The following is a 26,941-nucleotide window of genomic DNA, read 5'->3' on the forward strand; positions in this document are numbered from 1 at the left end:
CATCGGGATATCGTGGGAGCGGACTTGTCCGCGAATGCAGTCGCTCTTGCACTGCATCTTCATCGGATGTACCGCCCCCTTCCTGGACAACCGGAACGCCGCCCGGTCCGCGATGAATGATGACGGCGATTTTTCTGATAAATCGTGCGAACGTCATCGCCGGCAAACCGCCTCCCACAATCCCGTGCTTGCCGCGAGACAGCGCAGCCCCGATGAGGCGGCGGTATCTCCCGCAAAAAATAGCGCTTCTTCAACCGGCTTGCGCACGAGTCATCAACGAAGAACGATGGGCTCGATCATCTTCTCAATGAGCCTTCACACGCCCGGTTGCGAACAAAGTCTCAATCCGAAGGTCTATTCGCACGCTTTGTAATAATTGTAACCTTGACTGCTATATAGTCTGCTCCGTTAAAGCCCCCTCTCCATTGCCGTCGATGAGTGCCCAAATGTTCAACAAAGGACTGTTTTTGGCTTGCGCGCTTGCGCTGCTGAGCGCCTGTGATTCTTCCACCTCGCAAAAGCCTGCGCCCGCAACGGCACCGACCACTCAGACGGCGACTGAGACCAAGCCCAAGCCGGCAGTCGACCTCGCAGCGCTGAGCAAGCGCTATGCGGGCCGCGAGCTGACGGTCATCGACGTCTCTGAAATCCAGGTCGATGGCGCCAGCACCCTGTCGGTGAGCTTTTCCGTGCCACTGGACCCGGAGCAGAAGTTCGGCGAAAAGCTGCACCTGGTGGACAGCAAGAACGGCAAGGTCGATGGCGCATGGGAGCTGTCCGACAACCTGATGGAGCTGCGTCTGCGCCATCTGGAACCGCAACGCAAACTGGTCCTGACGGTCGATGCCGGCTTGCTGGCCGTTAACAAGGCCAAGCTCGCGGCTGAGTTCATCAGCCGTCTGGAAACCCGCGACCTGCAGCCGTCCGTGGGTTTTGCCAGCCGTGGCAGCCTGTTGCCGACCCGTCTGGCCGAAGGCCTGCCGGTGATCGCGCTGAACGTCGACAAGGTCGATGTCGAATTCTTCCGGGTCAAACCCGACTCGATGCCCAGCTTCCTCGCCCAATGGGATGGCGCGTCGAGCCTGTCCAGCTACGGTTCCGAAGAGCTGTTGCCCATGGCCGATCTGGTCTATGGCGGGCGCTTCGACCTCAAGCCCGCGCGCAATACCCGCGAAACCTTGCTGCTGCCGATTGCGGGAATCAAGGCTTTGCAACAGCCAGGGGTTTATCTGGCGGTGATGCGTGCCTCGGGCACGTACAGTTATTCACAACCCGCGACCCTGTTCACGCTCAGTGACATCGGGCTGTCGGTGCATCGCTATAGCAATCGTCTGGACGTGTTCACTCAGGCGCTGGAAGGCGGCAAGGCCATCGATGGCGTGAACGTCGATGTCTACGATGACAACGGCAAGGTCGTGGCCCAAGGCAAGACCGAGAGCGACGGCCACCTGCAACTGCCGTTGCCTGCCAAGGCCGCAGTGGTGCTGGCGCACAAGGATGAGCAGACCAGCATGTTGCGCCTGAACAGCTCGGCGCTGGACCTGGCCGAGTTCGACATTTCCGGCCCGCAGGCTCACCCGCTGCAATTCTTCATCTTCGGCCCGCGCGACCTTTATCGCCCTGGCGAAACCGTATTGCTCAACGGCCTGCTGCGCGACAGCGACGGCAAGAACGTCAAGCCGCAGCCGATCACCGTCGAAGTGCGCCGCCCTGACGATCAGGTCAGCCGCAAGTTCGTCTGGGAAGCCGACAAGGACGGTTTCTACCAGTATCAACTGCAGCTCGCTGACGAAGCCCCGACCGGACGCTGGCAGTTGGTGTTCGACCTGGGTGACGGCAAGCCGCAACTCTACGAGTTCAAGGTCGAGGACTTCCTCCCGGAGCGTCTGGCGCTGGAGCTCAAGGGCAGCGATGAGCCCGTCGCGCCTGCCGATAATCCACAGTTCGACATCACCGGACGCTACCTCTATGGCGCCCCCGCGTCGGGCAACACCCTGACCGGTCAGGTGTACGTGCGCCCCCTGCGTGAAGCGGTGCCTAAACTGCCGGGTTACCAGTTCGGCTCCATTACCGAAGAAGACCTCAAGCACGACGTCGATCTGGAGCCTGTCACCCTCGACCCCAATGGCCAGACCACGCTTGAGGTTGAAACCAAGTGGGCTGAAGCCAAATCCCCGTTGCAGCTGATTCTGCAAGCCAGCCTGCAAGAGTCTGGCGGCCGTCCGATCACCCGCCGTCTGGTGCAGCCGATCTGGCCTGCCGAGCAGTTGCCCGGCGTACGTGCGTTGTTCGGCAGCAGCAGCGGTGATGATGATGAATACGACGAGCAAGCCGGCAAAGGCGAAGCGCAGACCGACGGCGACGGCCCGGCCGAGTTCGAAATCGTCATGGCAGACGCCGCAGGCAACAAGCTGGCGGCCGACAACGTCAAGGTGCGCCTGATTCGCGAACGCCGCGACTACTACTGGAACTACTCGGCCGACGATGGCTGGAGCTACCACTTCAACGAGAAATTCCTCAACCTGAACGAAGAAACCGTCAGCCTCAAAAAGGACTCCACAGCCAAGATCAGTTTCCCGGTCGAGTGGGGCCCGTACCGCGTCGAAGTCGAAGACCCGTCCACCGGCATGGTCAGCAGCATGCGTTTCTGGGCCGGTTATCGCTGGCAGGACAACACCGACGGCGGCGCGGTCAGGCCGGATCAGGTCAAGCTCGCGCTGGACAAGCCCGCTTACAACGACGGCGACACCGCCAAAATCACAGTAACGCCTCCTGCCGCAGGCAAAGGCTATCTGCTGGTCGAATCCAGTGAAGGTCCGCTGTGGTGGAAGGAAATCGACGTGCCGGTCGAAGGCAAATCGTTCGACATTCCGCTGGACAAGCAATGGGCGCGTCACGACCTCTACGTCACGGCACTGGTGGTACGTCCCGGCGAGCGCAAGGCCAATGTCACGCCCAAGCGCGCCGTAGGCGTTCTGCACCTGCCGCTGGATCGCTCGCAACGCAAGCTGGCGCTGCACGTCACCGCCCCTGAGAAAATGCGTCCCAAGCAACCGCTGAAACTCAAGGTTGCCGCGAAAAATGCCGATGGCAGCGTGCCCAAGCAGGTGCACGTGCTGGTCTCGGCCGTGGACGTGGGTATCCTCAACATCACGAGTTACGCGACCCCGGACCCGTTCGCCAGCCTGTTTGGCCGCAAGGAATACGGCGCAGACCAACTGGACATCTACGGCCAGCTGATCGAAGCCGGTCAGGGCCGTGTGGCCAGCCTCGCCTTTGGTGGTGACGCCCTGGCCAAGGGCGGCAAACGTCCTGACACCAGCGTCACGATCGTGGCCCTGCAAAGTGCGCCGGTGACCCTGAACGACGCCGGTGAAGGCGAAGTCAGCGTGGACATTCCGGACTTCAACGGCGAACTGCGCATCATGGCGCAGGCCTGGACCGAGGACCGCTACGGCATGGCCGAAGCGAAAACCGTGGTCGCGGCACCGATCATTGCCGAGCTGTCGACGCCGCGCTTCCTGGCCGGTGGCGACCAGACGACAGTGGCACTGGACGTCTCCAACCTGTCGGGCACGGCTCAGAAGCTCGACGTCAAGGTCAGCGCCGAAGGCCAGTTGAGCATTCCCGGCGGTGATCAGCTCAAATCACTGCAACTCAAGCAAGGCCAGCGCGTCACCCTGAAAATACCTGTGTTGGCGCAAGGCGGCCTGGGTCAGGGCAAGATCAACGTGCAGGTCGAAGGCCTGAACCTGCCGGGCGAAAACCTGCCTGCGTTCTCCCGTGAATGGACCGTCGGCGTACGTCCTGCCTACCCGGCGATGCTCAAGCATTACCGGGCAACCCTGAACGAGCAGCCGTGGAGCCTGCCGGAGGGCGCGCTGGAAGCCTTTGAACCGGCGGGCCGCGAAGCCATGCTGTCGCTGTCGAGCCGTCCGCCGCTGAACCTGGGCGAACAGATTCGTGCGCTCAAAGCCTATCCCTACGGCTGCCTGGAGCAGACCGCGAGCGGCCTGTACCCATCGTTGTACGCCGATGCTGCAACGCTCAAGCGTCTGGGCCTGAAGGGCGAGCCGGATGCCGAACGCAAGCGCAAGGTCGAGATCGGTATCGAACGCCTGCTGGGCATGCAGCGTTACAACGGCAGTTTCGGTCTGTGGGGCTCGGACAGCGAAGAGGAATACTGGCTGACCGCCTATGTCACCGATTTCCTGTTGCGTGCGCGTGATCAGGGCTTTGCCGTACCGCCGGACTCGCTGAAGAAAGCCAACGAACGCCTGCTGCGCTACTTGCAGGACGCCGGCCAGATTCAGGTCAACTACAGCCAGAACGCCGAGCACACCCGCTTTGCGGTTCAGGCCTATGCCGGTCTGGTACTGTCGCGCAGTCAGCAGGCGCCACTGGCCGCCCTGCGCAGTCTGTTCGACCGCCGCAGCGATTCCCGTTCCGGCCTGCCGCTGGTGCAACTGGCCGTCGCGCTCGAGAAGATGGGCGACAAGCCGCGTGCCGATCTGGCGCTGACGGCGGGTCTGGCTGTCAGTCGCAAGAACGAATGGCTGGCCGACTACGGCAGTTCGCTGCGTGATCAGGCGCTGATTCTGGCACTGCTGGAAGAGAACGACATGGCCAAAGACAAGCGCGATGAACGCCTCTTTACGCTGGCCGATGAAGTCGCCGCCAACCGCTACCTGTCGACGCAGGAAAGCAACTCGCTGTTCCTCGCCGGTCGCAACCTGCTGAACAAGCCGGACAAGGACTGGACAGCGAAACTCACCAGCGGCACTGAAGGACGTGACCTGAGCAATAAACAGCCAGCCCTGAAACTCGACGGCCCACTGCTGGCGTCGCCGCTGTCAGTCCACAACGAAAGCAGCGACCCGCTCTATCAGCAACTGACTGTTTCGGGTTACCCGACGCAGGCACCCGTTGCCGGTGGCGAGAACCTCAGCATCCGTCGTGAGTACCTGAGCCTCAGCGGCGCGCCGCTGAATGTCGGCGCACTGAAAACCGGGCAACTGGTTCTGGTGCATCTGGAAGTCAGCGCCCGTCAGCGAGTCCCGGACGCACTGGTCGTGGACTTGCTGCCTGCCGGTCTTGAGCTGGAAAACCAGAACCTGGCGCAAAGCTCGGCCAGCCTGGCTGACGCCAGCGAAGAGGTTAAAACCATTCGCGAGTCGATGGAAAACGCAGGCATCAAGCACCAGGAATACCGTGGTGATCGTTACGTCGCGGCGCTGGATATCAATACGGGCACCAGCGTGCACTTGCTGTATCTGGCGCGCGCTGTGACGCCTGGCACGTATCGTGTTCCGCCGCCGCAGGTGGAGTCGATGTATCGTCCGAACTGGCAGGCTCTGGGTGATGCGCCTGCGCAGATGGTCGTGAAGGGCAAGTGATCCGCAGTACGTGCCCGCTTGCTCAGGGGCACGTCAGCCGGTGGAAGGTGGGTTGAATCAGTGAATGATCCAGCTCAACAGCCACAGGCCCAGCGCCAGCCAGATGATCCCCAGGATAATCGACGCACGCATGAAAGCCCGGACGGCGGAGTACAGCAGCATCAGCCCGATGATCAGCGCCACGATGCTGATCAGCGAGGTGTCCATGCCCAACGTACGGGACAGCCCGTCGACAAAGTTGCCGCCCGCGTGGGTGAACCCGTTGAACAACCATGCCAGACCGTCGACAAAAAAGCGGATGACCGCGCCGATTGCCTGCCCGAGCCATTCAAAAAAGCCTTCTACCTGCATATGTCCATCCTGATTGGGGCCATGAATAAATTGATCTGTGCACTTTGGCTGTCGCCAGGCGTGTCAGGTTCCGTGGATCATAAAGGCTCTTTGCGTTGAAACCTGAATTTCTTGCACGCCTCATGCAGAAGCGGCCCACGAGCAGCACACCCGTACCGGGCTCGCGACGTCGTTCGCGCCTCCATAAAGCCGTGCGCTGGACCCTGTGCACGCTGTTGTTGCTGGTTGCCCTGATCTGGCTGGCCGATCGCATCTGGCCCCTGCCGCTGCCCAGGGACGATCTGGCCCGCGTGGTGCTGGCCGAGGACGGCACGCCGTTGTGGCGCTTTGCCGACGCCAACGGTGTGTGGCGCTATCCGGTCAGCAACGATCAGGTGTCGCCGTATTACCTTGAAGCCCTGCTGACCTATGAAGATCGCTGGTTCTACAGCCATCCCGGCGTGAACCCGCTGGCGCTGGTACGCGCCACCTGGCAGAACGTCAGCGGCGCGCGGGTGGTGTCGGGCGGCAGCACGTTGTCGATGCAGGTCGCTCGCCTGCTCGATCCGCACTCGCGCACGCTGTTCGGCAAGTTGCGGCAGCTGTGGCGCACCGCGCAGCTGGAATGGCACCTGTCCAAGGAGCAGATCCTCGGCATTTACCTCAACCGCGCCCCGTTCGGTGGCACGTTGCAAGGTGTGGCCGCTGCCAGTTGGGCGTATCTGGGCAAATCCCCGCACAACCTGACCCGCGCTGAAGCGGCGCTGCTGGCCGTGTTGCCGCAGGCGCCGAGCCGCCTGCGTCCGGATCGTCATCCGCAGCGGGCGCAGGTGGCGCGGGACAAAGTGCTCAGGCGTCTGGCCGAATTCCAGGTGTGGCCGCAAGGCAGCGTGAATGAAGCTCTGGAGGAACCGCTCTGGCTGGCGCCGCGTCAGGAGCCGAGCCTCGCCCCGCTGCTGGCCCGCCGCCTGAACCGCGCCAACAGCCCGCCGCTGATTCGCACCACACTGGATGCCAGCCTGCAACGGCGCATGGAAGACCTGTTGCTGGGCTGGCGTGCGCGCCTGCCGGAACGCACCTCGGCGGCCATTCTGGTGGTCGAGGCCGAGACCATGGCGGTGCGCGCCTACGTCGGCTCGGTGGACATCAACGACGCCAAGCGTTTCGGCCATGTGGACATGGTCACTGCGCTGCGCTCGCCGGGCTCGACGCTCAAGCCGTTCCTGTATGGCATGGCGATGGACGCCGGGCTGATCCACTCCGAATCGCTGATGCAGGACGTGCCGCGCCGGTATGGCGATTACCGGCCGGGCAATTTTTCGACTGGTTTCGGCGGCCCGGTGGCAGCCAGTTCTGCGTTATCGATGTCGCTCAATCTGCCTGCGGTGCAGTTACTGGAAGTCTATGGACCGAAACGCTTTGCCGCCGAACTGCGCAACGGCGGAGTGCCGCTGACCCTGCCGCCGCTGGCTGAGCCGAATCTTGCGCTGATTCTGGGTGGCGCGGGCAGTCGACTGGAAGATCTGGTGACCGGTTACAGCGCCTTCGCTCGCGGCGGACGCAGTGCAGACGTGCGCTTGCAGCCGCAGGATCGCTTGCGCGAGCGGCGGATGATGTCGCCGGGCGCCGCATGGATCATTCGGCGGATTCTCAGTGGCCAATCGCGCCCGGACATCGACCCGCGCGCCGAGCTGGTGCAGCGTCCGCAACTGGCCTGGAAAACCGGCACCAGCTACGGCTTCCGCGATGCCTGGGCGATTGGCGTCGGGCCGCGCTTTCTGGTGGGTGTATGGATCGGCAGGCCCGACGGCACGCCGGTGCCGGGGCAGTTCGGGCTGGCGTCGGCTGCGCCGTTGATGCTGCAGGTTCACGACGTGCTGGTGAATCGCGACAGCCAGCGCGGCATCGTCGCGCCGGTGCAGCCGGTGCCGATGAACGTCGGCGTGGCCGCGATCTGCTGGCCGCTGGGTCAGCCGATGAGCAAGAACGATCCGAATTGTCGCCGCCAGCGCTTTGCCTGGACCCTGGACGGCACCACGCCGCCCACCCTGCAAGCGGCCGACCAGCCATTGGGGCTGGGGTTGCAGGAAAGAATCTGGACCAACGCCAAGGGATTGCGCGTCGCCGCCAGTTGCCCGGACGCGCAGCCGCAGGACATCGCCCTGTGGCCCGCCCCGCTGGAGCCCTGGCTGCCACGCGCCGAACGCCGCGAAGCGCGTCTGCCTGCGGCCGACCCCGAATGCCCGCCGCAAAACCTCAACCTGGCCCCGCCACTGAGCATCGTCGGCGTGCGCGAAGGCGACAACCTGCGCCTGCCCGCTGCCAGCCGTCAGGCCTTGCGCCTCAAACTATCGGCATTGGGCGGCAGCGGCCGACGCTGGTGGTTCATTGATGGCGCGCAGGTCGCAGATACCGATAACCAGCAGGACTTCACGCCAACGCTGAACAAGCTGGGGCGCTATCAACTGAGCGTACTGGATGAAAGCGGCCAGACGGCGCGGGTGGAATTCAGCGTGGTGGATTGAGGCTACACCTACGACAAATCCCGTAGGAGGCCGTTATCCAGTGAGGCCTGGTTAGAGCGGGGAACACTGCTCAGAGCGCTTTGAGCATGATAGTGAGGTCGGGCACTGGTTCACTGAACCTGGAAGATCTTCGGCTCTGGAAACAGGTTGTTGAGGGTTTCCAGCAAGCGGACGTGGTAGATCGGCTTGCGAAACAGGTCCAGCACCTGCAGGCGCAGCATGTCGCTGACATCGTCCATATCGGCATGGCCTGAGGTGACAATCACGGGCAGGTGTTGGCGCGCCGTGTGGTCCCTCAAATGACGAATCAACTGGATGCCGCTTTCTTCCGGCATGCGCAGGTCAGTGATGACCAACGCGATGTCCGGGTGAAGGGTCAGTTGCTGCAAGGCCATCTTGACCGAGGACGCCGTGAAGCAGCAGAACCCCTCGCCTTCGAGCAGCTCTGCCAACTCTTCATTGGCGTCCTCTTCGTCATCGACCAGTAGCAGTTGTTGGCGGGTCGGCTGGAGGGCCATCGTGAACACCTTCAAACGTGGGTCATTTCAAGCAGGATATCCAGATTTCCCGGTGCAAAAAAGAGCCTCACGGACAATAGTCGTTTAAGTCAATGCGGTCTGGATCTGGTTAAAAATCGCCGTGATCCGGGTGCTTATTCCAGGTACAAACGCAACAAGCGCCACCGCAACCATCGCCGCCACCAGTGCGTACTCGATACCTGAAGCGGCCTCCCTGTCCTTGATAAACGAACTTACCCGGCTGTAACACTGAACATAAAGCGCTGTAAGGGACATCTCATTTCTCCTTGCGCCACGGAAAAGGCGCGACATGCGCAACACATGTGAAACCGTCTGCCCCTACAGCATTGTCGCCAACTTCCAAACCCACAATCGTAATAAAGCATTAGTCGCAAAGTGATAGTTCCCTCCGGTCAGCGCTGCGGATAAACCTGTGACATCAACGCCGTACACCCTGCGCACGAACGTCTGTGTGGAAGGTTTAATGGCGTTTTGAAGGGTATGAACTACCTTCATAGAACCAAATGGATACGAGTCATCCTGGCCCTTTACACGCCGTTCACGCATCGGTTCAAGGTTGTCATGCGATGAAAAAGGGAACGTTGTCATGAGCAGTCGCTTCACCACAGTGCTCGCTGTGCTGTTTCTGCTCGGAGCGATCATCGCCGGGTATCTGGGGATCATCGTCAGCAGACAGCCCGAAGCACCGGCGCCCGTACCGGCTGCGCTGGCGGCCGCAGAAACCGTCGAAACACCGCAAGCGCCTGTTCCAGGGCCCGCCCCCGCGCCCGTGGAAGACGTTATGCGTCATAACGTCGTCGTGCTGGCGCGTGACGTTCCAGCGTACGCCCCTATCACGGCAGATGACCTTGTCGTCGAGCGGCTCAGGATCGCGCCGGCAGGCAGCTTCGAGGCCATCGATTCTGTCGTGGGGCGCATGAGCTGGCGTACGCTGAACGCCGGAACCTGGCTGGACGAAGCCAGCTTCGAAGTCGGCGGTGCACTGGCGCGCATGATCCGTCCGCAGGAGCGCGCGCTGGCATTGCTGGTGGACGAAGTCACTGGTGCGGCCGGGCAATTGAGTCCGGGCGACTACGTCGATGTGCTGTTGTATCTGCCCAGCGACGCCGACAACCTTCATCGCTCCAGTCAGGTAGCCGTGCCCGCTCTGCGGGTGTTGAGCGTGGGTGAGTTGCTGGGGCCTGACCTTGACGGCAAGCCGGTCAACGCCATCAGCGCCAGCGACCGCATCAAGCAGGAGGAGCGCCGTGCCACTGCTCGCACCGTCGTCGTCGCCGTACCTCAGGCCTTGCTCGGTCGCCTGATGCTGGCGTCGCAAACCGGCACCTTGCGCCTGGCCGTGCGCAGTGCACGCGAGGGCAATCTGCAGGATTACTGGGCCAATGAAAGCGCCAGTCTCGAGGTTGCCGAGCGGCTGGATTCCGCCAGTCGCCAGAAAGTCAGCTTCGGCCAGTTGAGCCTGAGCCCTGCCGTGACACCCACGCAGGCTGGTGCTCCTCGCGGGCCCCGTCCGGTCGAGGTGATACGCGGTAACACGATCACGCAACAAACTCCCTGATTGAGCAAGGATTGCATTTGATGAGCTGTTGTTCCGTGCCCGTTACATCCTTCAGGCTGGTAGTGCTGCTAATCAGCGCCCTGTCCGTGCACTCGGCCTGGGCCGCGCCCGGAAGCTGTAGCGCCCTGGACAAGCTGCCTGCCGCCATCGAAATAAACCAGGGGGTTCAACAGAACGTCCAGTCGCCGGTGGCCATTACCCGAATTGCGGTGGGCGACCCGAAAATCGCCGATGTTCATGTCAGTGACAGCGATACCGAAGGCTTTTTACTGACAGGCGTCGCGCCAGGCGCGACCAGCCTGATGGTGTGGACGGCCTGCTCCAAGGCACCTCGCCAGAGCATGGTGTTCGTGCGTGGCCGGGCGACGGCATCGATGGTTGACGCACAACCCCTGCCCTCTGAGGAGTCGCAGGTGCCCAGCCAGGTCCAGACTGATATTCGCTTCGTCGAAGTCCGGCGCAGCAAGCTCAAAGAGGCCAGCACCTCGATCTTCGGCAAGAGTTCGAGCAATTTCCTGTTCGGGGCGCCTGGCACGGTGCCCGGCGTGAACGTCACGCCAGGAACCGTAAGCGCCACGAGACCGAGCATCCCGCTGAATGACAACACCTTCAACATCGTCTGGGGTGGTGGCAGCAGCAAGGTGTTGGGGATGATCAACGCGCTGGAAAACAGCGGTTTTGCGTACACCCTGGCACGCCCCAGCCTGGTTGCCTTGAATGGGCAAAGCGCAAGCTTCCTGGCCGGCGGTCAGTTTCCGGTGCCGGTGCCCAACGGCGAAGGCAACGGGATCTCCATCGAGTACAAGGAGTTTGGTGTACGCCTGACACTGACACCCACCGTGGTCGGCCGCGACCGGATACTGCTCAAGGTTGCCCCGGAAGTCAGTGAGCTGGATTTCACTGCCGGAATCACCATCGCGGGCACCGCCGTGCCCGCTCTCAACATTCGCCGCACGGACACGAGTGTCTCGCTGGCCGACGGCGAAAGCTTCGTGGTCAGCGGGTTGATCAGCTCCAGCAATGTCTCGTCCGTGGACAAGTTTCCCGGCCTTGGCGACATCCCGATTCTGGGTGCGTTCTTTCGCAACTCGCAAATCCAGCGCGATGAGCGCGAACTGCTGATGATCGTCACCCCGCATCTGGTCCAGCCCCTGGCCGCCAACGCCCAACTGCCCGCACTGCCTGGCGAAGGCTTGCGTCACTATGACCCGAGCTTTTTGAAACTGTATTTCCTGGAAAACGGCGATTTCGACCGCCGCAGCGGGTTGTCTCAATGAGCCAGAGCCTGAGCCAGACGTTTCTGGCAATCACGCGCAACACCACTGACCTGGAATGGCTTCAGGGTGCACTCGGTTCGCTGGGCCAGGTGGTCAGCGCGGGCACCGGCAGCCTGGACGATCTGCTGGCACTGGTGGACGTCACCTTCGCCAGCGTGGTGTTCGTAGGCCTGGACCGGGAACACCTGATGAACCAGAGCGCACTGATCGAAGGTGCGCTCGAAGCCAAACCCATGCTGGCGATCGTTGCGCTGGGCGATGGCATGGATAACCAGTTGGTGCTCAACGCCATGCGTGCCGGGGCACGGGACTTCGTCGCCTACGGCTCACGTTCCAGCGAAGTGGCCGGGCTGGTCCGGCGCCTGAGCAAGCGCCTGCCCGCCGTCGCCCCCAACCCCGACATGAGCGGCCTGTCCGTGCTGTATGGCGCGCAAAGCGATGGCGACGGCGCATTGATTGCCACACACCTGGCGATGGTGGTGCACAAGAAAGGCCAGCGCACGTTGCTGCTGGATCTGGGCCTGCCTCGTGGCGACAGCCTGGCGATGCTGGGTCTGGAGTCGTCGTTCAGTTTCGGCGATGCCCTGCGCCACTTGCGCAGGCTTGACGCCACGCTGATCGACAGCGCCTTTACCACCACTGAAAACGGCCTGCGGATCCTGGCTTATACCGAGGCTGACGATCACCTGGAACAGTCCAGCGCTGCCGAGCTGTACATGCTGCTCAGCGCGCTGCGGCAGTACTTCGAGCACGTGGTCGTGAACCTCGTCGGCCAGCCGGACAGCGAGGCGTTGCGCACGCTGGTCAGTCATTGCGACCAGTTGCTGTGGTACGCGGACCAGAGCGTACTGGGCTGTCGTCGCAACCTCAAAGTGCTCAACCTGTGGCGCGAAAAAGGCATGCGGCTGCAGCATGCAGGCTTGCTGGTCGATCGTTACCTGCGCGCCGTCGCCCCCAATTCGGAGACCCTGGGCAAAACCTTCGGCCTGCCCGTGCGTGCCGTGCTGCCCTACGCGCCGGAGTTGCGCCTCAATGCCAAGAATCAAGGCGTGCCGCTCTTCGAACTGGCTTCACGAGACTCACTGTGCGCGGGTTTGCGTCGTCTGGGCGAGCACCTGGCCGACAACTCCCACGCTCATGAAAAAGCCGATCAAGGCTGGCTGACCCGACTCTGGGAGAACAGGTAATGCCGGAAAAACTATTTGGCGTGTCTTCGCGCGCACAAGCCCATGCCGATGAAGGTCAGGGCCTCAAACTGGTGCTGCACCGCTACATCATCGATGGCATCGAAGAAAGCGGCAAAAACCTGCTCGAGGGCTCGCGGCCGGTGCTGGCGCAATTCGTCATCGACAAGGTGGCCGAGTATGTTTCCCGGCTGCGGCTGGCGATTTCGCGCTACGAGATGGAGCGTCTGGCTGAGGAGCTGGTTGACGAACTGACCGGCTATGGCCCGCTGGAAGTCCTGCTGCGTGACGACTCGGTGACGGAAATTCTGGTCAACGGGCCCGGCAAGGTCTTTGTCGAACGCGACGGTGTGCTGCATCACACCGACCTGCGCTTCATCGATTCACATCACGTCGAACGCGTCATGCAGCGCATTCTTGCCCCGCTCGGGCGCAGGCTCGACGAATCTTCGCCCATGGTCGATGCGCGCCTGCCCGATGGCAGCCGGGTGAACGCGATCATTCCACCCATTGCGCTGGATGGCCCGTGCCTGTCGATCCGCAAATTTCGCCGCGAGATGTTCAAGAGCGCCGATCTGGTGGCGATGCAGACCATCGACCAGCCGATCTTCGATTTCTTTGCCGAGGCCGTGGGCAAGCGCTGCAACGTGCTGGTCAGCGGCGGCACGGGCACCGGCAAAACCACCCTGCTCAACGTGCTCAGCCAGTTGATCGATACCCAGCAACGATTGGTCACCATCGAAGACGTGGCCGAATTGCAGCTTAATCACCCTCACGTGGTGCGCCTGGAAACCCGCCCACCCAACGCCGAGGGTCATGGCGAAGTTCGCGCCAGCGACCTGATCCGCAACTCGCTGCGGATGCGCCCGGACCGCATCATTCTTGGCGAGATCCGCGGCGTCGAGGTGCTGGACGTGCTGACCGCCATGAACACCGGCCACGACGGCTCGATGAGCACCGTACACGCCAACAACGCTCAGGACGCGCTGCTGCGCCTGGAAACACTGGTGGGCCTCACCGGACGGCAGATCCCGGAAAAGACCCTGAGGCAAATGATCTGCGCGGCACTGGACGTGATCATCCAGTTGACGCGTCTCCCGGATGGCCGCCGTGCGGTCAGCGAAGTGGTGGAAGTGGTGGGCATCCGCGATGACGTTTACGTCACCAACACGCTGTTCCGCCTGGATCGTCGTACGGGGATCGGGTTTCAGCGTGAAGCGATCCATGCCGCGGGCGACAAGCTGCGACCCGGTTACTGAGGAGTTCGAGACATGAGCGCGTCGTTGTGGCTGGCGTTCATTGCTGTGCTGATGCTGTGCGCCTCGGCCTGGTTGTTCCTTCTGGCGTTGAGCCGGGGCGACAGCGAGCGGGTCATGGAGCGCCTGATTGCAGGCCAGGTGCAGCCAATCGTCGAGAAACCCGGCTGGGTTTATCTGGACCGGGCTTTTCTGCGCGCAGGCCTTGGCCAGCCGACCGAGCGTGTCGGCCTGCTGTTGATGACATGGGTGGCGATGATCGTGGTCGGCTACGCCCTGTTTGACTGGTTTGGCGCTGCGGCCGCACTGGTCGGAGTGCCTTTGACGCTGCGCCTGTTCGTTTCGTGGCGCTACCAGAAACGCGTGCGGCGTATGGTCGAGCAGTTGCCGCAACTGCTCGACCATACGGTTCGCAGTCTCAAATCCGGCAGAACCCTGGCCGATGCCGTGCTGCAGGGTATCGAAGCCGCCGACCAGCCGCTCAAGGACGGCATGAGCCGTATCGAGCGCAACGTGCAACTGGGCGTCGGTCTGCCGGACGCGGCGCGGGACTTCGCCGAACTGTACGAACGTGACGAGTTTCACCTGTTCGCGCTGGGTCTGCGCGTCAACCACCGCTATGGCGGCAACGCCAGCGAGCTGATGGAAAACCTGATCAGACTGATTCGCGAGCGGGAACAGGCCAGCCGCCAGTTGCGCGCCATGACTGGCGAAACGCGCATGACCTCCGTGGTGCTGGCGCTGCTGCCAGTAGGTATGGCCGGTTACTTCATGGCGGTCAACCCGACCTATCTGATCCACATGTGGAACGACGGCGGCGGCCGAATCATGCTGATGGCCGCGTTCATCCTGCAAGCGCTGGGCTGTCTGGCGCTGTGGCGCATGCTGCGGAGTATCTGAAATGGCCATCGCACTCTGCGCAATGATGTTAGTGGCGGCGGCCTTTCTGGTGCTGTCCAGTATTGCCCGCCAGCGGCGCAGCGAGCGTCTGGTTGCCCAACGACTGAAGGGGCAGACCGTGCGGGAGAGCCGCATCGGCAGTTGGCTGCGCCTGCTGGGCGACACACGCCTGGGCCAGCGCAGCGTCAGTCTGGACAGCGAAACGCAACTGCTGCTTAACCGGATCGGCTGGCGCCGCGCCAGCAAACGATCGCTGTACGCGGCCTGCCAGATCGGCGTGCCGTTCGGGCTGGTGACCCTGGTCGTGCTGGCGCAGATGCTGTTGCTCAAGGAGGTGTCGCAGCCTCTGGTGGCACCCATGTTTGCTCTGGGCATCGGATACATCCTGCCCAAGAGAGTGCTGGCCGCGTACGCCCGGTCCCGCCAGAAACAAGTGGTCGTGGAGATCTCCACCTTTATTCCTCTGCTGCGCATCCTGTTCGAATCCGGCATGGCGGTGGAGCAGGCCTTGCGGGTGCTCAGCAATGAAGGCAAGGACCTGCTGCCGGTGCTGTCCGAGGAAATCCGGGTCATCTTGACGCGGGTCGATTCAGGCCTGGAGCTGGGTGAAGAGTTACGTAAAAGCGCAGCCCTGCTGGCAGTGGACGAGTTCAGCGACACCTGCGTGATCCTCAACCAACTGGTCCATCAGGGCGGCGGAGCGCTGAAATCCCTGCTGACGCTCAAGCAACTGATCGATGACCGCCGCATGACCCGTCTGCAGGAATACATCTCCAAGCTGTCGGCGAAAATGTCGGTTGTCATGATGGTTTTTCTGTTTCCAGCGCTGTTGATCGTGCTGGCAGGTCCCAGTTTTGTCGCCTTAAGCCGTGCACTGGGTGGCTAAGGCCCACGTTACTCAAGGAAGACATTCAATGAAGACAGTCATGGTACTGATCAGCCTGTTAATGCTGGGTGGATGCGCCCGTGATGGCAGCACCCTGTGGGCCAACACCCTGAACCAGACAGGCCATTGCCCCAAACCGACTTCGGATCAGGAGTTTGCGCTGAATCTGGCCCAAAGCATGGCCGATGAGGGCCGGCTGCACGCCAGTCTCGCCAACCTGGAAAGCCTGCCGGACAACCTGGACGAAGTACGTCTGCGCAAGGCCCGCGTGTTACGGCTGCTGGGCAGTGACGAAGCAGAGCCGCTGTACCGCAGCCTGCTCGGCACCTGTCGCGCCGCTCAAGGCGAGCATGGTCTCGGACAGCTTGCAGCGGCACGCGGCGATAACGCGCAGGCTCAGCAACACTTGCTCCGGGCCAGCAAGCTTGAGCCCACCGACGAGAAAATCCGCAACGACCTGGGCGTGGTCTATCTCAATCAACGAAAAATCGAGCAGGCGCGCTTTCAGTTTCTGACCGCCATGGAGCTCAAACAGTCCGATCCGTTGGCAGCACTGAATCTGGTAACGCTGCTGATTTATCAGGACAACTGGACACAGGCCGCTGCTCTGGCCTCCCAGGCAGGCCTGTCGCCCGAACAGATCACCTACGCCAAGGCGCGGGCGGACGCGCTCAAAGCCCCGGTCGACACGCCCGCGCCGGCCAAAGCCCGGGTCGCGGCAATGCTGGATCGGCCAGCCCCTTCACTCAGCGGAGTACAACCATGAAACGCATTCTCCTCTGCGGCGTCGTGCTGCTGGCCTGTTCAACGGACACGCTGGCCAGCGATTCATCCTCAACGACCACCCAGACCCAGACCCAGACCGAAACCTGGCTGAAACTGCAGGCCACAGGCACCGCATCCTCTCCCACCCCGCAAACCAGTACGCCCGCCGAACGCGACCTGAGCCTGCAGCGCTGGCTTGAAAGCTATAAGTACAAGATCCCCGAGTTCTTTGATCAGGAGACCGGCGGTAGCTTTGCGTCGCAGCAGTAGGACCGGCCCTACAGGAGACTCTTGAAATCGGTCCTTACAAACGCGATCACAGCACGCAGCGAAGCACTCCGTTATCATGCGCAAACTTTCGAGCTCCGAGATTCTGGACTGCCATGCGCCGCTTGCTATGCCTGATGCTGTTGATCCTGACCTTGCCCGCCTTCGGCGCAAGTCTGCTGGAGAGTCGCCCGGCCCCGACCCTGGGCGGCGCAACCCTTGATAACAGCAAGGAATTTCTGCCCGTTCGTCAGGCCTTCCAGCTGAGTCTGATCGAAACCACGCCGCAATCCATCAAGCTGCGCTTTGTCGCCACTGAAGGCTATTACCTGTATCGCCATCGCTTCCAGTTCCGCACCGAGCCTGCCGACATCGGCCTGGGCGACGCGCAACTGCCCAAAGGCGAGCAGAAACATGACGAGTACTTTGGCGACGTCGAGGTCTATCACGGCATTCTGGACATCGACCTGCCCCGCAAGCCCGGCGAAGAACGACCTTTTACCCTTGCCGTGACCTATCAGGGCTGCGCCGACAAGGGCCTGTGCTATCCCCCCGAAACCGAGCGACTGGACATCGGTGACGTGGCCGCGAACGCTGCCGCTTCGGCTTCTGCGCCCGTCGTGAAGGCGGCGTGGAGCTGGAAGGAACTGGCGCTGTTCTTCCTCGCAGGCGTGGGCCTGACCTTTACGCCGTGCGTACTGCCAATGCTGCCGATCCTGTCCGGCGTCGTGCTGCGCGGTCAGGTGGGTGGCCTGCGTGGTTTGAGCCTGTCGCTGGCCTACGTGCTGCCGATGGCCGTCTGTTTTGCCTTGCTCGGCGCACTGATGGGCATGTTCGGTGCGGGTCTCAATCTGCAGGCACGCCTGCAATCGGCCTGGGTGCTGGTGCCGTTCTCCGCCTTCTTCGTGGTCTTCGCCATCGCCATGTTCGGCCTCTTCGAACTGCGCCTGCCGCAAGGCTTGAGCAACCGGCTTGATCGCATTGCAGGCAAGACCGAAGGCGGCTCGCTGTGGGGCGCTGCGGTGCTGGGCGTGGTGTCGAGCCTGCTGGTTTCACCCTGTGTTTCAGCACCGCTGGCTGGCGCATTGCTGTACATCAGCGCCAGCGGCGACGCACTGGGGGGCGCCTTGAAACTCTTCGCGCTGGGCCTGGGCATGGGCGCACCGCTGCTGCTGGTCGCCACGGGCGGCGCGGCCTGGCTGCCGAAAAGCGGCCCATGGCTGGTCACCGTGAAAAACGCCATCGGCGTGCTGTTGCTCGCACTGGCCATCGGCTTGCTGAGTCGCGTTCTGCCCGGCCAGATCACCCTGCTGCTGGTCGGTCTGCTGAGCGCAGGTGTGGCGCTGTTCATGGGCACGCTGCAACTGACCGACAAAACGTCTCGCCAAAAGCTTGCGCAGCTTATCGGTCTGCTTCTATTGGTCTACGCTCTGGCATGCTGGTACGGCGCACTGACCGGCCAGACCGACCCCACGCGTCCGTTGGGCCGCGCGCAAGCGACGGTCAGCAACGGGGCGGTAGCATTGGCGACCAACCCGTGGCAAACCATCACCACGTCGGCAGAACTGGACCGCGTACTCGACGACGCAAAGCGTAATGGCAAACCCTTGATGCTCGACTGGTACGCCGACTGGTGCATCAGTTGCAAGGTCATCGAACACGAAGTACTGCCTGATCCGGGTGTTGTCCAGCGTCTGTCAGGCTACAGCCTCGTGAAGTTCGACATGACCGACAGCAACGCAGAACAGCGCGCCTTGCTGGATCGCTACAAACTGTTCGGTCCGCCTGCACTGCTGTTTTTCAGCAAAAGCGGCGAAGAACTGCAAAACGTTCGGGTTGTCGGGGAAATCGACGCTGCGGCGCTGATCGAACGCCTGAATGGAGCAAATGACCAAATCTAGCCCCCGAGTCACAAACTTTGCGCGAATATCGCTCATCGTGCTGGCTACTGTAGTTAACTGGACAGTCCATTGCCCTTCCGGCATAGTCGCCGGGCGTAAACGCTCGCAGACAATAAAAGGACTACACAATGGCGACCATTCTGGTCCTTCACGGACCTAACCTGAACCTGCTCGGCACTCGGGAACCCGGTGTCTACGGCACCGTCACCCTGCCTCAGATCAATCAGGACCTGGAACAGCGCGCTCGCGATGCTGGCCACCATCTGATGTACCTGCAAAGCAATGCCGAGTACGAATTGATCGACCGCATTCACGCTGCTCGCGATGAAGGTGTGGACTTTATTTTGATCAATCCTGCCGCTTTTACGCATACAAGCGTGGCAATACGTGACGCGCTGATGGGAGTGAGCATCCCATTCATCGAAGTGCATTTGTCGAACGTGCACAAACGCGAACCTTTCCGCCATCACTCCTACTTTTCAGATGTTGCTGTAGGAGTGATCTGCGGCCTTGGCGCCAGCGGTTACCGACTGGCCCTGGAGGCCGCCCTGGAACAACTGGCCGTTAGCTCCAGGCCATGAATGGTGCAGCCCGACGCTGACCTCATGGTTTGAACCGGCTGCCGAACTGACTGACAGACCCCTTGGGAGTTGATGATTGATGGATATTCGCAAAGTCAAGAAACTGATCGAATTGCTGGAAGAGTCTGGCATCGACGAACTGGAAATTCGTGAAGGCGAAGAGTCCGTACGGATCAGCCGTCACAGCAAGACCCCTGCGCAGCAGTACTACGCTCCGGCACCTGTTGCCGCGCCAGTCGCCGCACCGGCACCAGCCGCCGCGCCAGTCGCTGCAGAAGCGCCATCGGCTCCCAAGCTGAACGGCCACGTCGTCAAGTCGCCAATGGTCGGTACGTTCTACCGCACCCCTGCGCCGACTTCGCCTGCATTCGTCGAAGTCGGTCAGACCGTCAAGAAAGGCGACACCATCTGCATCGTCGAAGCGATGAAAATGATGAACCACATCCAGGCCGAAGCCAGCGGTGTCATCGAATCCATCCTGGTAGAAAACGGTCAGCCGGTTGAGTTTGACCAGCCGCTGTTCACTATCGTTTGAACCGGGGAGAGCCTGCGATGTTGGAAAAAGTTCTGATCGCCAACCGCGGCGAAATTGCCTTGCGCATCTTGCGTGCCTGTAAAGAACTGGGCATCAAGACCGTCGCTGTACACTCCACGGCAGATCGCGAGTTGATGCACCTGGGCCTGGCCGACGAAACCGTCTGCATCGGCCCGGCACCTGCCAACCTGTCGTACCTGAACATCCCGGCGATCATCTCGGCCGCCGAGCTGACTGGCGCTACCGCGATTCACCCCGGCTACGGCTTCCTCGCGGAAAACGCCGACTTCGCCGAACAGGTCGAGAAATCCGGCTTTGCCTTCATCGGCCCGAAAGCCGACACCATTCGCCTGATGGGCGACAAGGTCTCGGCCAAGGACGCCATGAAGCGCGCCAACGTGCCTACCGTTCCGGGCTCCGACGGTCCGCTGCCGGAAGACGAGGCCACCGCGTTGCGCATCGGCCGTGAAGTCGGCTATCCGGTGATCATCAAGGCCGCTGGTGGCGGTGGCGGTCGCGGCATGCGCGTGGTACACAAGGAAGAAGACCTGATCGAAGCTGCTGCCCAGACCCGCGCCGAAGCGGCTGCCTGGTTCAGCAATCCGATGGTCTATCTGGAAAAATACCTGACCAATCCGCGTCACGTGGAAGTCCAGGTCATTTCCGACGGTCAGGGCCAGGCGATCCACCTCGGTGATCGTGACTGCTCGCTGCAACGCCGTCACCAGAAGGTGCTGGAAGAAGCACCGGCTCCTTTCATCGACGAGCAGGCACGCAAGGATGTCTTCGCAGCCTGCGTCAAGGCGTGCATCGACATCGGTTACCGCGGCGCGGGCACGTTCGAGTTCCTGTACGAGAACGGCCGTTTCTACTTCATCGAAATGAACACCCGTGTTCAGGTGGAGCACCCGGTTTCGGAGATGGTCACCGGTATCGACATCGTCAAGGAGATGCTCAGCATCGCCGCCGGCAACAAACTGTCGTTCACCCAGGATGACGTAGTCATCAAGGGTCATTCGCTGGAATGCCGGATCAACGCTGAAGACCCGAAAACCTTCATCCCGAGCCCAGGCCTGGTCAAGCACTTCCACGCGCCGGGCGGCAACGGCATTCGTGTCGATTCGCACCTGTACAGTGGTTACAAAGTGCCGTCGAACTACGACTCATTGATCGGCAAGCTGATCACCTGGGGCGCGACCCGCGAAGAAGCCATGGCACGCATGCGCAACGCCCTGGACGAAATCGTGGTCGACGGGATCAAGACCAACATCCCGCTGCACCGTGATCTGACCCGTGATGAAGGCTTCTGCGAAGGCGGCGTCAACATCCACTACCTGGAACACAAACTGGCCAATCAATAAGCCCGTGTGTTGCATAACGACGAAGCCGCAGTGATGCGGCTTTGTTGTTTGCACCGCTTGGAAGTAAACTTGCCCGCTTCCTGCGGCCACGCCCGCACTTATTTTTGAATCGAAGGTAATCCGCCATGCCTTGGCTGCAAGTCCGTCTCGCCATCAGCCCAGAACAAGCCGAAACCTACGAAGACGCCCTTCTCGAAGTCGGCGCCGTGTCCGTGACCTTCATGGACGCTGAAGACCAGCCGATTTTCGAACCTGAACTCAACACCACGCCGCTGTGGGCACACACGCATCTGCTGGCGCTGTTCGAAGCCGACACCGATGCCGATCTGGTGCTTGCGCACCTGCGCCTGCTGACCGACGCCGAATTGCCCGAACACACCGCCGAAGTCATTGAAGACCAGGACTGGGAACGCAGCTGGATGGATAATTTCCAGCCGATGCGCTTCGGCCAGCGCTTGTGGATCGTGCCGAGCTGGCATGCCGCTCCCGAGCCAGACGCCGTAAACCTGCTGCTCGACCCGGGCCTGGCATTCGGCACCGGCACGCATCCGACCACCGCCCTGTGCCTGGAATGGCTGGACGGCCAGGACCTCAAGGGCAGCAACGTACTGGATTTCGGCTGTGGCTCCGGCATTCTGGCCATTGCTGCACTGTTGCTGGGCGCAGAACAGGCCGTCGGCACCGACATTGACGTCCAGGCGCTTGAAGCCTCGCGTGACAACGCCGGGCGCAACAATATCGCGGCCGAACGCTTCCCTCTGTACCTGCCCGAAGACCTGCCTCGCAAACCGGCCGATGTGCTGGTCGCCAATATTCTGGCCGGCCCGCTGGTCTCGCTGGCACCCCAGCTGGCAGAGCTGGTCAAGCCTGGCGGGCGTCTTGCACTGTCCGGCATTCTGGCCGAGCAGGGAGAGGAAGTGGCCGCTGCTTATGCTGCTACATTCGATCTGGACCCGATTGCGAACCGAGATGGCTGGGTACGCATCACGGGCCGTCGCCGTTAACCGCCGCCTGAACCGGACCGCCGCATGACCGACAGTTTCGTCACCCAGTGCCCTCATTGCCAGACCAGCTTCCGTGTCAGCCATGCGCAATTGAGCGTGGCTCGTGGCGTGGTTCGTTGCGGCGCCTGCCTGCAGGTATTCAACGCTGCCCGGCAATTGCTGGAACAGCGAGCGATCGAGGAGCCCGTAAAAGAGGCAGAGGCACCGGTGCCATTGGTGGTCGAGCAGGCACCACTGCCCTCGCCCGCCCCTCCCCCCGAGCCCAGGCGTGCTCAGGTTGAAGAGGACCCGTGGCAGGTCAGCGAAATGGACCTGGATAATCTGAACCTGGACGAAGAACTGGCTCGGCTCGAACAGCGCGAGAAGCAGCGCCCGGACACCTCCGGCCGCTCTAGCGTGCGCAATGACGACACGGCACTCACCGCTCATCGCGAAACCTCGCAGGCCGACGAAGCCACCTGGGTAGACACCCTGCACAACGACGACGTCAGTCACCTGCCCGAACTGCAGGCCGAGGTGATCGACGAGCACGACCACACACCCGAGCCAGAACAGACGCCGGATACCCAGCGCACCGAGCCCTCGCTGTCTTCGCACCATGATCTGGACGACGACGAGCCCATGGCTCCGCCCATCAGCGCCCGCAAGTTGCCGACGACCGAAAAAGTCGAACGCTGGTCAGCGGTCGATGATGACGACGACTACATCGCTGCCACGCATGACGACGAGCCAGAACCCGAGGTACGCGGCAAGCGCACTCGAAACGAACCCGCCGTGCGCGACAAGACCCTGCTGGACCTCAGCGACGATCCGCTGCAACTGGACTGGCAACGCCCTAAACCGCGCTGGGGCCGCCGACTGGCATGGGGGATTCTGATAGTGCTTGCACTGGCGGGACTGGCGGGCCAGTACATCTGGTACCACTTCGATCATCTGGCGCGACAGGACCAGTACCGCGAATGGTTTCAGCAGGTGTGCCCGCAAATTGGCTGCAAAGTGCCGTCCAAGGTCGACATATCCCTGCTGCGCAGCAGCAATCTGGTGGTACGCAGCCATCCGGAATTTCAAGGGGCCCTGGTGGTGGACGCAATCATCTATAACCGCGCCTCGTTTTCCCAGCCATTTCCACTGCTGGAACTGCGGTTTGCCGATACCAGTGGTCAGCTCATTGCCAGTCGTCGGTTCAAACCCGGTGAATACCTGAACGGCGAAATGGCCGGTAAAGAAGAGATGCCACCCCAGACTCCGATCCATATTGCACTGGATATTCTCGATCCGGGTGCGAAGGCCGTGAATTACAGCCTGAACTTCCGCTCGCCCGAATGAGGGGCGCGAAGCGCTTCGCCGTGCGGTAGCTGCCTGACAAACAGCCAGTTTATGCAGCATATTCCTGAATATTCATCAGCATTTCACCGACGATCGGCGAGGATTTGCTGTCCAGCCCCCCAAAAACAACTGTTCAGATTTTATCCAATTCAGCCTTTATCCAGTCATCGAGAGCGGGTATCATGCCAACCCTTTTTCAAACTCTCGGCTTGATCTGACAGTGGCGCAAGCGGCTGACGGGATGGGCCGTTGCAGACCGTGTGGAACGGTTTTTACATGGCCTGCGGATGATTCGGCCCCACTATAGGTAAGGCTATGTCGGCGGTACGCATCGGCCCATATACATTGCAGAATGGCTTGGTTCTCGCCCCGATGGCGGGTGTCACCGATCAGCCTTTCCGCCAGCTGTGCCGACAGCTTGGCGCGGGACTGGTGGTCTCGGAAATGGTCACCAGTGACATGAGCCTGTGGAACAGCCGCAAATCGCGACTGCGCATGATCCATGAAGGTGATCCCGAGCCCCGCTCGGTACAGATCGCCGGTGGCGATGCGCAGATGCTGGCGGACGCGGCGCGTGCCAATGTCGAACTGGGTGCCCAGATCATCGACATCAACATGGGTTGCCCGGCCAAGAAAGTCTGCAACAAGGCAGCGGGTTCTGCGCTGCTGAAGGACGAACAACTGGTGAGCGAGATCCTGCAGGCCGTCGTGGCTGCAGTCGATGTGCCGGTCACGCTGAAGATACGCACCGGCTGGGACCGGGAGAACAGGAACGGGCTGACGGTTGCAAGAATCGCCGAGCAAGCCGGAATTCAGGCGCTGGCGGTACACGGACGAACCCGTGCAGACCTTTACACCGGCGAAGCCGAGTACGACACGATTGCCGCCATCAAGCAGGCCGTGTCGATTCCGGTGTTTGCCAACGGCGACATCGATTCACCTGAAAAGGCCCGGTACGTGCTGCACGCCACCGGCGCTGACGGGTTACTGATTGGCAGGGCCGCCCAGGGGCGGCCGTGGATTTTTCGCGAGATAGAACACTACCTGCGCACCGGAGAAACACTCCCGGCCCTGCAGCTGGAAGAAGTGGAGCGCATTCTGCTGGAGCATCTGGCAGCGCTTCACGTTTTCTACGGCGACGTAATGGGCGTGCGAATTGCACGCAAACACGTCGGTTGGTATCTCGCAACCTTGCCGGGCGCCAGGGAGTTTCGCGCCCGATTCAATCGATTGGAAGATACGGAAGCACAGTGCGCCAACGTTCGGGAGTTCTTCAGCCAAGGCTGCAAGGGCCCGGATAACCAGAATGATAAAGAGGTGGCCGCATGACGATGATGACCGAGACTTTAGTGAGTGGAACAACACCCGTGAGCGACAACGTCAATTTGAAACAGCACCTGAACACGCCAAGCGAGGAGGGTCAGACCCTGCGCGGAAGTGTCGAGAAGGCGCTGCACAATTATTTCGCCCACCTCGAAGGCGCATCCGTCACTGACGTCTACAACCTGGTGTTGTCGGAAGTCGAGGCCCCGCTTCTGGAAAGCGTGATGAACTACGTCAAGGGCAACCAGACCAAGGCTTCCGAGCTACTGGGCCTCAATCGCGGCACGCTGCGCAAGAAACTCAAACAGTACGATCTGCTTTAGGCATTCAAAACAGAAAAGGCGACCCACCTTGCACAGGGTCGCTTTTTTTTGCTGACTTCTTTTGCTTTTGATGGAAATCGAGATGACCGACCAGACTACCCGCCTGCCGATCCGCCGCGCTTTGATCAGCGTATCCGACAAGACCGGAATCCTTGAATTCGCCCGCGAGCTTGAAGCGCTTGGCGTCGAGATCCTGTCCACTGGCGGAACCTTCAAGCTGCTCAAGGACAACGGTGTCGCGGCAGTTGAAGTGGCCGACTACACAGGCTTCGCCGAAATGATGGACGGCCGGGTCAAGACCCTGCACCCCAAGATCCACGGCGGCATTCTGGGTCGTCGCGGCATCGACGACGCAATCATGAGCGAGCACGGCATCAATCCGATCGACCTGGTTGCCGTCAACCTCTACCCCTTCGAAGCCACAGTGTCCAAGCCGGGCTGCGACCTGCCGACCGCGATTGAAAACATCGACATCGGCGGCCCGACCATGGTCCGTTCCGCTGCCAAGAACCACAAGGACGTTGCCATCGTGGTCAACGCCAGCGATTACGGTCAGGTGCTGGAAAGCCTCAAGGCCGGCGGCCTGACGTACGCCCAGCGCTTCGACCTGATGCTCAAGGCGTTCGAGCACACCGCCGCCTACGACGGCATGATTGCCAACTACCTGGGCAGCGTCGATCAGACCGCACAGACCCTGAGCACCGAAGGCCGCAGCCAGTTCCCGCGCACCTTCAACACCCAGTTCGTCAAGGCACAGGAAATGCGCTACGGCGAGAACCCGCATCAGAGCGCGGCGTTCTACGTTGAGGCCAAACCTGCCGAAGTCGGCATCGCCACCGCGACCCAGTTGCAAGGCAAGGAACTGTCGTTCAACAACGTGGCAGACACCGATGCCGCGCTGGAATGCGTCAAGAGTTTCGTCAAACCTGCGTGCGTGATCGTCAAGCACGCCAACCCGTGCGGCGTTTCGGTGTGCCCGGACGATGAAGGCGGCATTCGCCAGGCCTATGAGCTGGCCTACGCCACCGACACCGAATCGGCCTTCGGCGGCATCATCGCCTTCAACCGAGAGCTGGATGCCGAAACGGCCAGGGCCATCGTCGAGCGTCAGTTCGTTGAAGTGATCATCGCCCCAAGCGTCAGCGCTGAAGCTCAGGCCATCGTGGCCAGCAAAGCCAACGTGCGTCTGCTGACCTGCGGCCAGTGGAGCGAGCGTACGCCTGCGTGGGATTACAAGCGCGTCAACGGCGGTCTGCTGGTGCAGAGCCGTGACATCGGCATGATCACTGCCGACGATCTCAAGGTTGTCACCCAGCGCGCGCCGACCGAGCATGAAATCCACGACCTGATCTTCGCCTGGAAGGTCGCCAAGTACGTGAAGTCCAACGCCATCGTCTACGCCAAGAACCGCCAGACCATCGGCGTCGGCGCTGGCCAGATGAGCCGCGTGAACTCGGCGCGCATCGCCGCGATCAAGGCCGAGCATGCAGGCTTGCAGGTGCAGGGTGCGGTCATGGCGTCGGATGCATTCTTCCCGTTCCGCGACGGCATCGACAATGCGGCCAAGGCCGGCATCACCGCGGTCATCCAGCCAGGCGGCTCGATGCGCGACAATGAAGTCATCGCGGCGGCAGATGAAGCCGGCATTGCGATGGTGTTCACCGGGATGCGCCACTTCCGCCACTAACTCAGGAAACGGCCGCA

General features: G+C 61.7%; 23 protein-coding genes. 20 read left to right on the forward strand and 3 right to left on the reverse strand.

What is annotated here, in order from left to right; translation table 11 throughout:
- Both BUB69_RS28555 and BUB69_RS14185 read left to right on the forward strand, forming a co-directional pair.
- On the forward strand, positions 1-373 hold a 373-nt coding region (locus tag BUB69_RS28555), incomplete at its 5' end, for a hypothetical protein (protein WP_217654464.1).
- A gap of 73 nt (positions 374-446) precedes the next feature.
- On the forward strand, positions 447-5,396 hold the full coding sequence (locus BUB69_RS14185; RefSeq protein WP_073167827.1) for an alpha-2-macroglobulin family protein: 4,950 nt from the start codon (positions 447-449) through the stop codon (positions 5,394-5,396).
- A gap of 57 nt (positions 5,397-5,453) precedes the next feature.
- Here BUB69_RS14185 and BUB69_RS14190 read toward each other — a convergent pair whose 3' ends face one another.
- Entirely contained in the window at positions 5,454-5,747 is a 294-nt protein-coding gene (locus BUB69_RS14190; RefSeq protein WP_002555356.1) for a hypothetical protein, read from the reverse strand.
- A gap of 122 nt (positions 5,748-5,869) precedes the next feature.
- Between BUB69_RS14190 and pbpC the strand changes: the two genes are divergently transcribed.
- Positions 5,870-8,251 carry a peptidoglycan glycosyltransferase PbpC gene (gene pbpC / locus BUB69_RS14195; protein ID WP_281250917.1) on the forward strand — a complete coding sequence of 794 codons (2,382 nt, stop codon included), beginning with the start codon at positions 5,870-5,872 and terminating at the stop codon, positions 8,249-8,251.
- A 110-nt stretch (positions 8,252-8,361) separates the two neighbouring features.
- Here the strand turns inward: pbpC and BUB69_RS14200 are convergent, their stop codons facing one another.
- On the reverse strand, positions 8,362-8,769 hold the full coding sequence (locus BUB69_RS14200) for a response regulator (protein ID WP_024685404.1): 408 nt from the start codon (positions 8,767-8,769) through the stop codon (positions 8,362-8,364).
- A gap of 84 nt (positions 8,770-8,853) precedes the next feature.
- The gene (locus tag BUB69_RS14205) at positions 8,854-9,045 is read right to left on the reverse strand and encodes a Flp family type IVb pilin (RefSeq protein WP_073167828.1); all 192 of its coding nucleotides are present in this window, start codon (positions 9,043-9,045) and stop codon (positions 8,854-8,856) included.
- Between the two features lie 331 nt (positions 9,046-9,376).
- Here BUB69_RS14205 and cpaB point away from each other — a divergent pair, with 331 nt between their 5' ends.
- The 17 genes from cpaB to purH all read left to right on the forward strand — a co-directional run bounded on the left by cpaB (position 9,377) and on the right by purH (position 26,924).
- Complete coding sequence (cpaB, locus tag BUB69_RS14210; protein WP_073167830.1) at positions 9,377-10,348, forward strand: Flp pilus assembly protein CpaB; 972 nt, start codon at positions 9,377-9,379, stop codon at positions 10,346-10,348.
- A gap of 20 nt (positions 10,349-10,368) precedes the next feature.
- The gene (locus BUB69_RS14215) at positions 10,369-11,625 is read left to right on the forward strand and encodes a type II and III secretion system protein family protein (RefSeq protein WP_073167832.1); all 1,257 of its coding nucleotides are present in this window, start codon (positions 10,369-10,371) and stop codon (positions 11,623-11,625) included.
- A complete protein-coding gene (locus tag BUB69_RS14220; RefSeq protein ID WP_073167835.1) occupies positions 11,622-12,812 on the forward strand; it encodes a CpaE/TadZ family protein in 1,191 nt (396 codons plus the stop codon). Before BUB69_RS14215 ends, BUB69_RS14220 begins: the two co-directional genes overlap by 4 nt.
- Positions 12,812-14,068: a TadA family conjugal transfer-associated ATPase gene (locus BUB69_RS14225; RefSeq protein WP_073167837.1), complete on the forward strand. Its 1,257-nt coding sequence runs from the start codon at positions 12,812-12,814 to the stop codon at positions 14,066-14,068. The genes BUB69_RS14220 and BUB69_RS14225 overlap by 1 nt, the downstream gene beginning before the upstream one ends.
- Before the next feature lie 12 nt (positions 14,069-14,080).
- On the forward strand, positions 14,081-14,965 hold the full coding sequence (locus BUB69_RS14230) for a type II secretion system F family protein (RefSeq protein ID WP_073167839.1): 885 nt from the start codon (positions 14,081-14,083) through the stop codon (positions 14,963-14,965).
- A 1-nt stretch (position 14,966) separates the two neighbouring features.
- A complete protein-coding gene (locus BUB69_RS14235) occupies positions 14,967-15,851 on the forward strand; it encodes a type II secretion system F family protein (protein ID WP_073167840.1) in 885 nt (294 codons plus the stop codon).
- Positions 15,852-15,879: 28 nt separating this feature from the next.
- Positions 15,880-16,617 (forward strand): tetratricopeptide repeat protein, encoded by a 738-nt coding sequence (locus tag BUB69_RS14240; protein WP_073167842.1) that lies wholly within the window; start codon positions 15,880-15,882, stop codon positions 16,615-16,617.
- Positions 16,614-16,886 carry a DUF3613 domain-containing protein gene (locus tag BUB69_RS14245; protein ID WP_073167844.1) on the forward strand — a complete coding sequence of 91 codons (273 nt, stop codon included), beginning with the start codon at positions 16,614-16,616 and terminating at the stop codon, positions 16,884-16,886. Before BUB69_RS14240 ends, BUB69_RS14245 begins: the two co-directional genes overlap by 4 nt.
- Positions 16,887-16,999: 113 nt before the next feature.
- Positions 17,000-18,784, forward strand: a complete 1,785-nt coding sequence (locus BUB69_RS14250) for a protein-disulfide reductase DsbD (protein WP_073167846.1) — start codon at positions 17,000-17,002, stop codon at positions 18,782-18,784.
- A 128-nt stretch (positions 18,785-18,912) separates the two neighbouring features.
- Complete coding sequence (gene aroQ / locus BUB69_RS14255; RefSeq protein WP_024685406.1) at positions 18,913-19,365, forward strand: type II 3-dehydroquinate dehydratase; 453 nt, start codon at positions 18,913-18,915, stop codon at positions 19,363-19,365.
- A 79-nt stretch (positions 19,366-19,444) separates the two neighbouring features.
- The gene (gene accB, locus BUB69_RS14260; RefSeq protein WP_024685407.1) at positions 19,445-19,900 is read left to right on the forward strand and encodes an acetyl-CoA carboxylase biotin carboxyl carrier protein; all 456 of its coding nucleotides are present in this window, start codon (positions 19,445-19,447) and stop codon (positions 19,898-19,900) included.
- Positions 19,901-19,917: 17 nt separating this feature from the next.
- Positions 19,918-21,261, forward strand: a complete 1,344-nt coding sequence (accC, locus tag BUB69_RS14265; RefSeq protein WP_073167848.1) for an acetyl-CoA carboxylase biotin carboxylase subunit — start codon at positions 19,918-19,920, stop codon at positions 21,259-21,261.
- Positions 21,262-21,386: 125 nt separating this feature from the next.
- On the forward strand, positions 21,387-22,265 hold the full coding sequence (gene prmA, locus BUB69_RS14270) for a 50S ribosomal protein L11 methyltransferase (protein WP_073167850.1): 879 nt from the start codon (positions 21,387-21,389) through the stop codon (positions 22,263-22,265).
- Between the two features lie 24 nt (positions 22,266-22,289).
- Entirely contained in the window at positions 22,290-23,591 is a 1,302-nt protein-coding gene (locus BUB69_RS14275) for a DUF3426 domain-containing protein (RefSeq protein WP_073167853.1), read from the forward strand.
- A gap of 315 nt (positions 23,592-23,906) precedes the next feature.
- Positions 23,907-24,920: a tRNA dihydrouridine synthase DusB gene (gene dusB / locus BUB69_RS14280; RefSeq protein WP_073167855.1), complete on the forward strand. Its 1,014-nt coding sequence runs from the start codon at positions 23,907-23,909 to the stop codon at positions 24,918-24,920.
- Positions 24,917-25,237, forward strand: a complete 321-nt coding sequence (gene fis, locus BUB69_RS14285) for a DNA-binding transcriptional regulator Fis (RefSeq protein WP_002555375.1) — start codon at positions 24,917-24,919, stop codon at positions 25,235-25,237. Before dusB ends, fis begins: the two co-directional genes overlap by 4 nt.
- Before the next feature lie 82 nt (positions 25,238-25,319).
- On the forward strand, positions 25,320-26,924 hold the full coding sequence (gene purH, locus BUB69_RS14290) for a bifunctional phosphoribosylaminoimidazolecarboxamide formyltransferase/IMP cyclohydrolase (protein WP_073167856.1): 1,605 nt from the start codon (positions 25,320-25,322) through the stop codon (positions 26,922-26,924).
- Positions 26,925-26,941 lie beyond the last annotated feature (17 nt).

The organism is Pseudomonas asturiensis, from assembly GCF_900143095.1.
GTDB classification, from domain to species: Bacteria; Pseudomonadota; Gammaproteobacteria; order Pseudomonadales; family Pseudomonadaceae; genus Aquipseudomonas; species Aquipseudomonas asturiensis.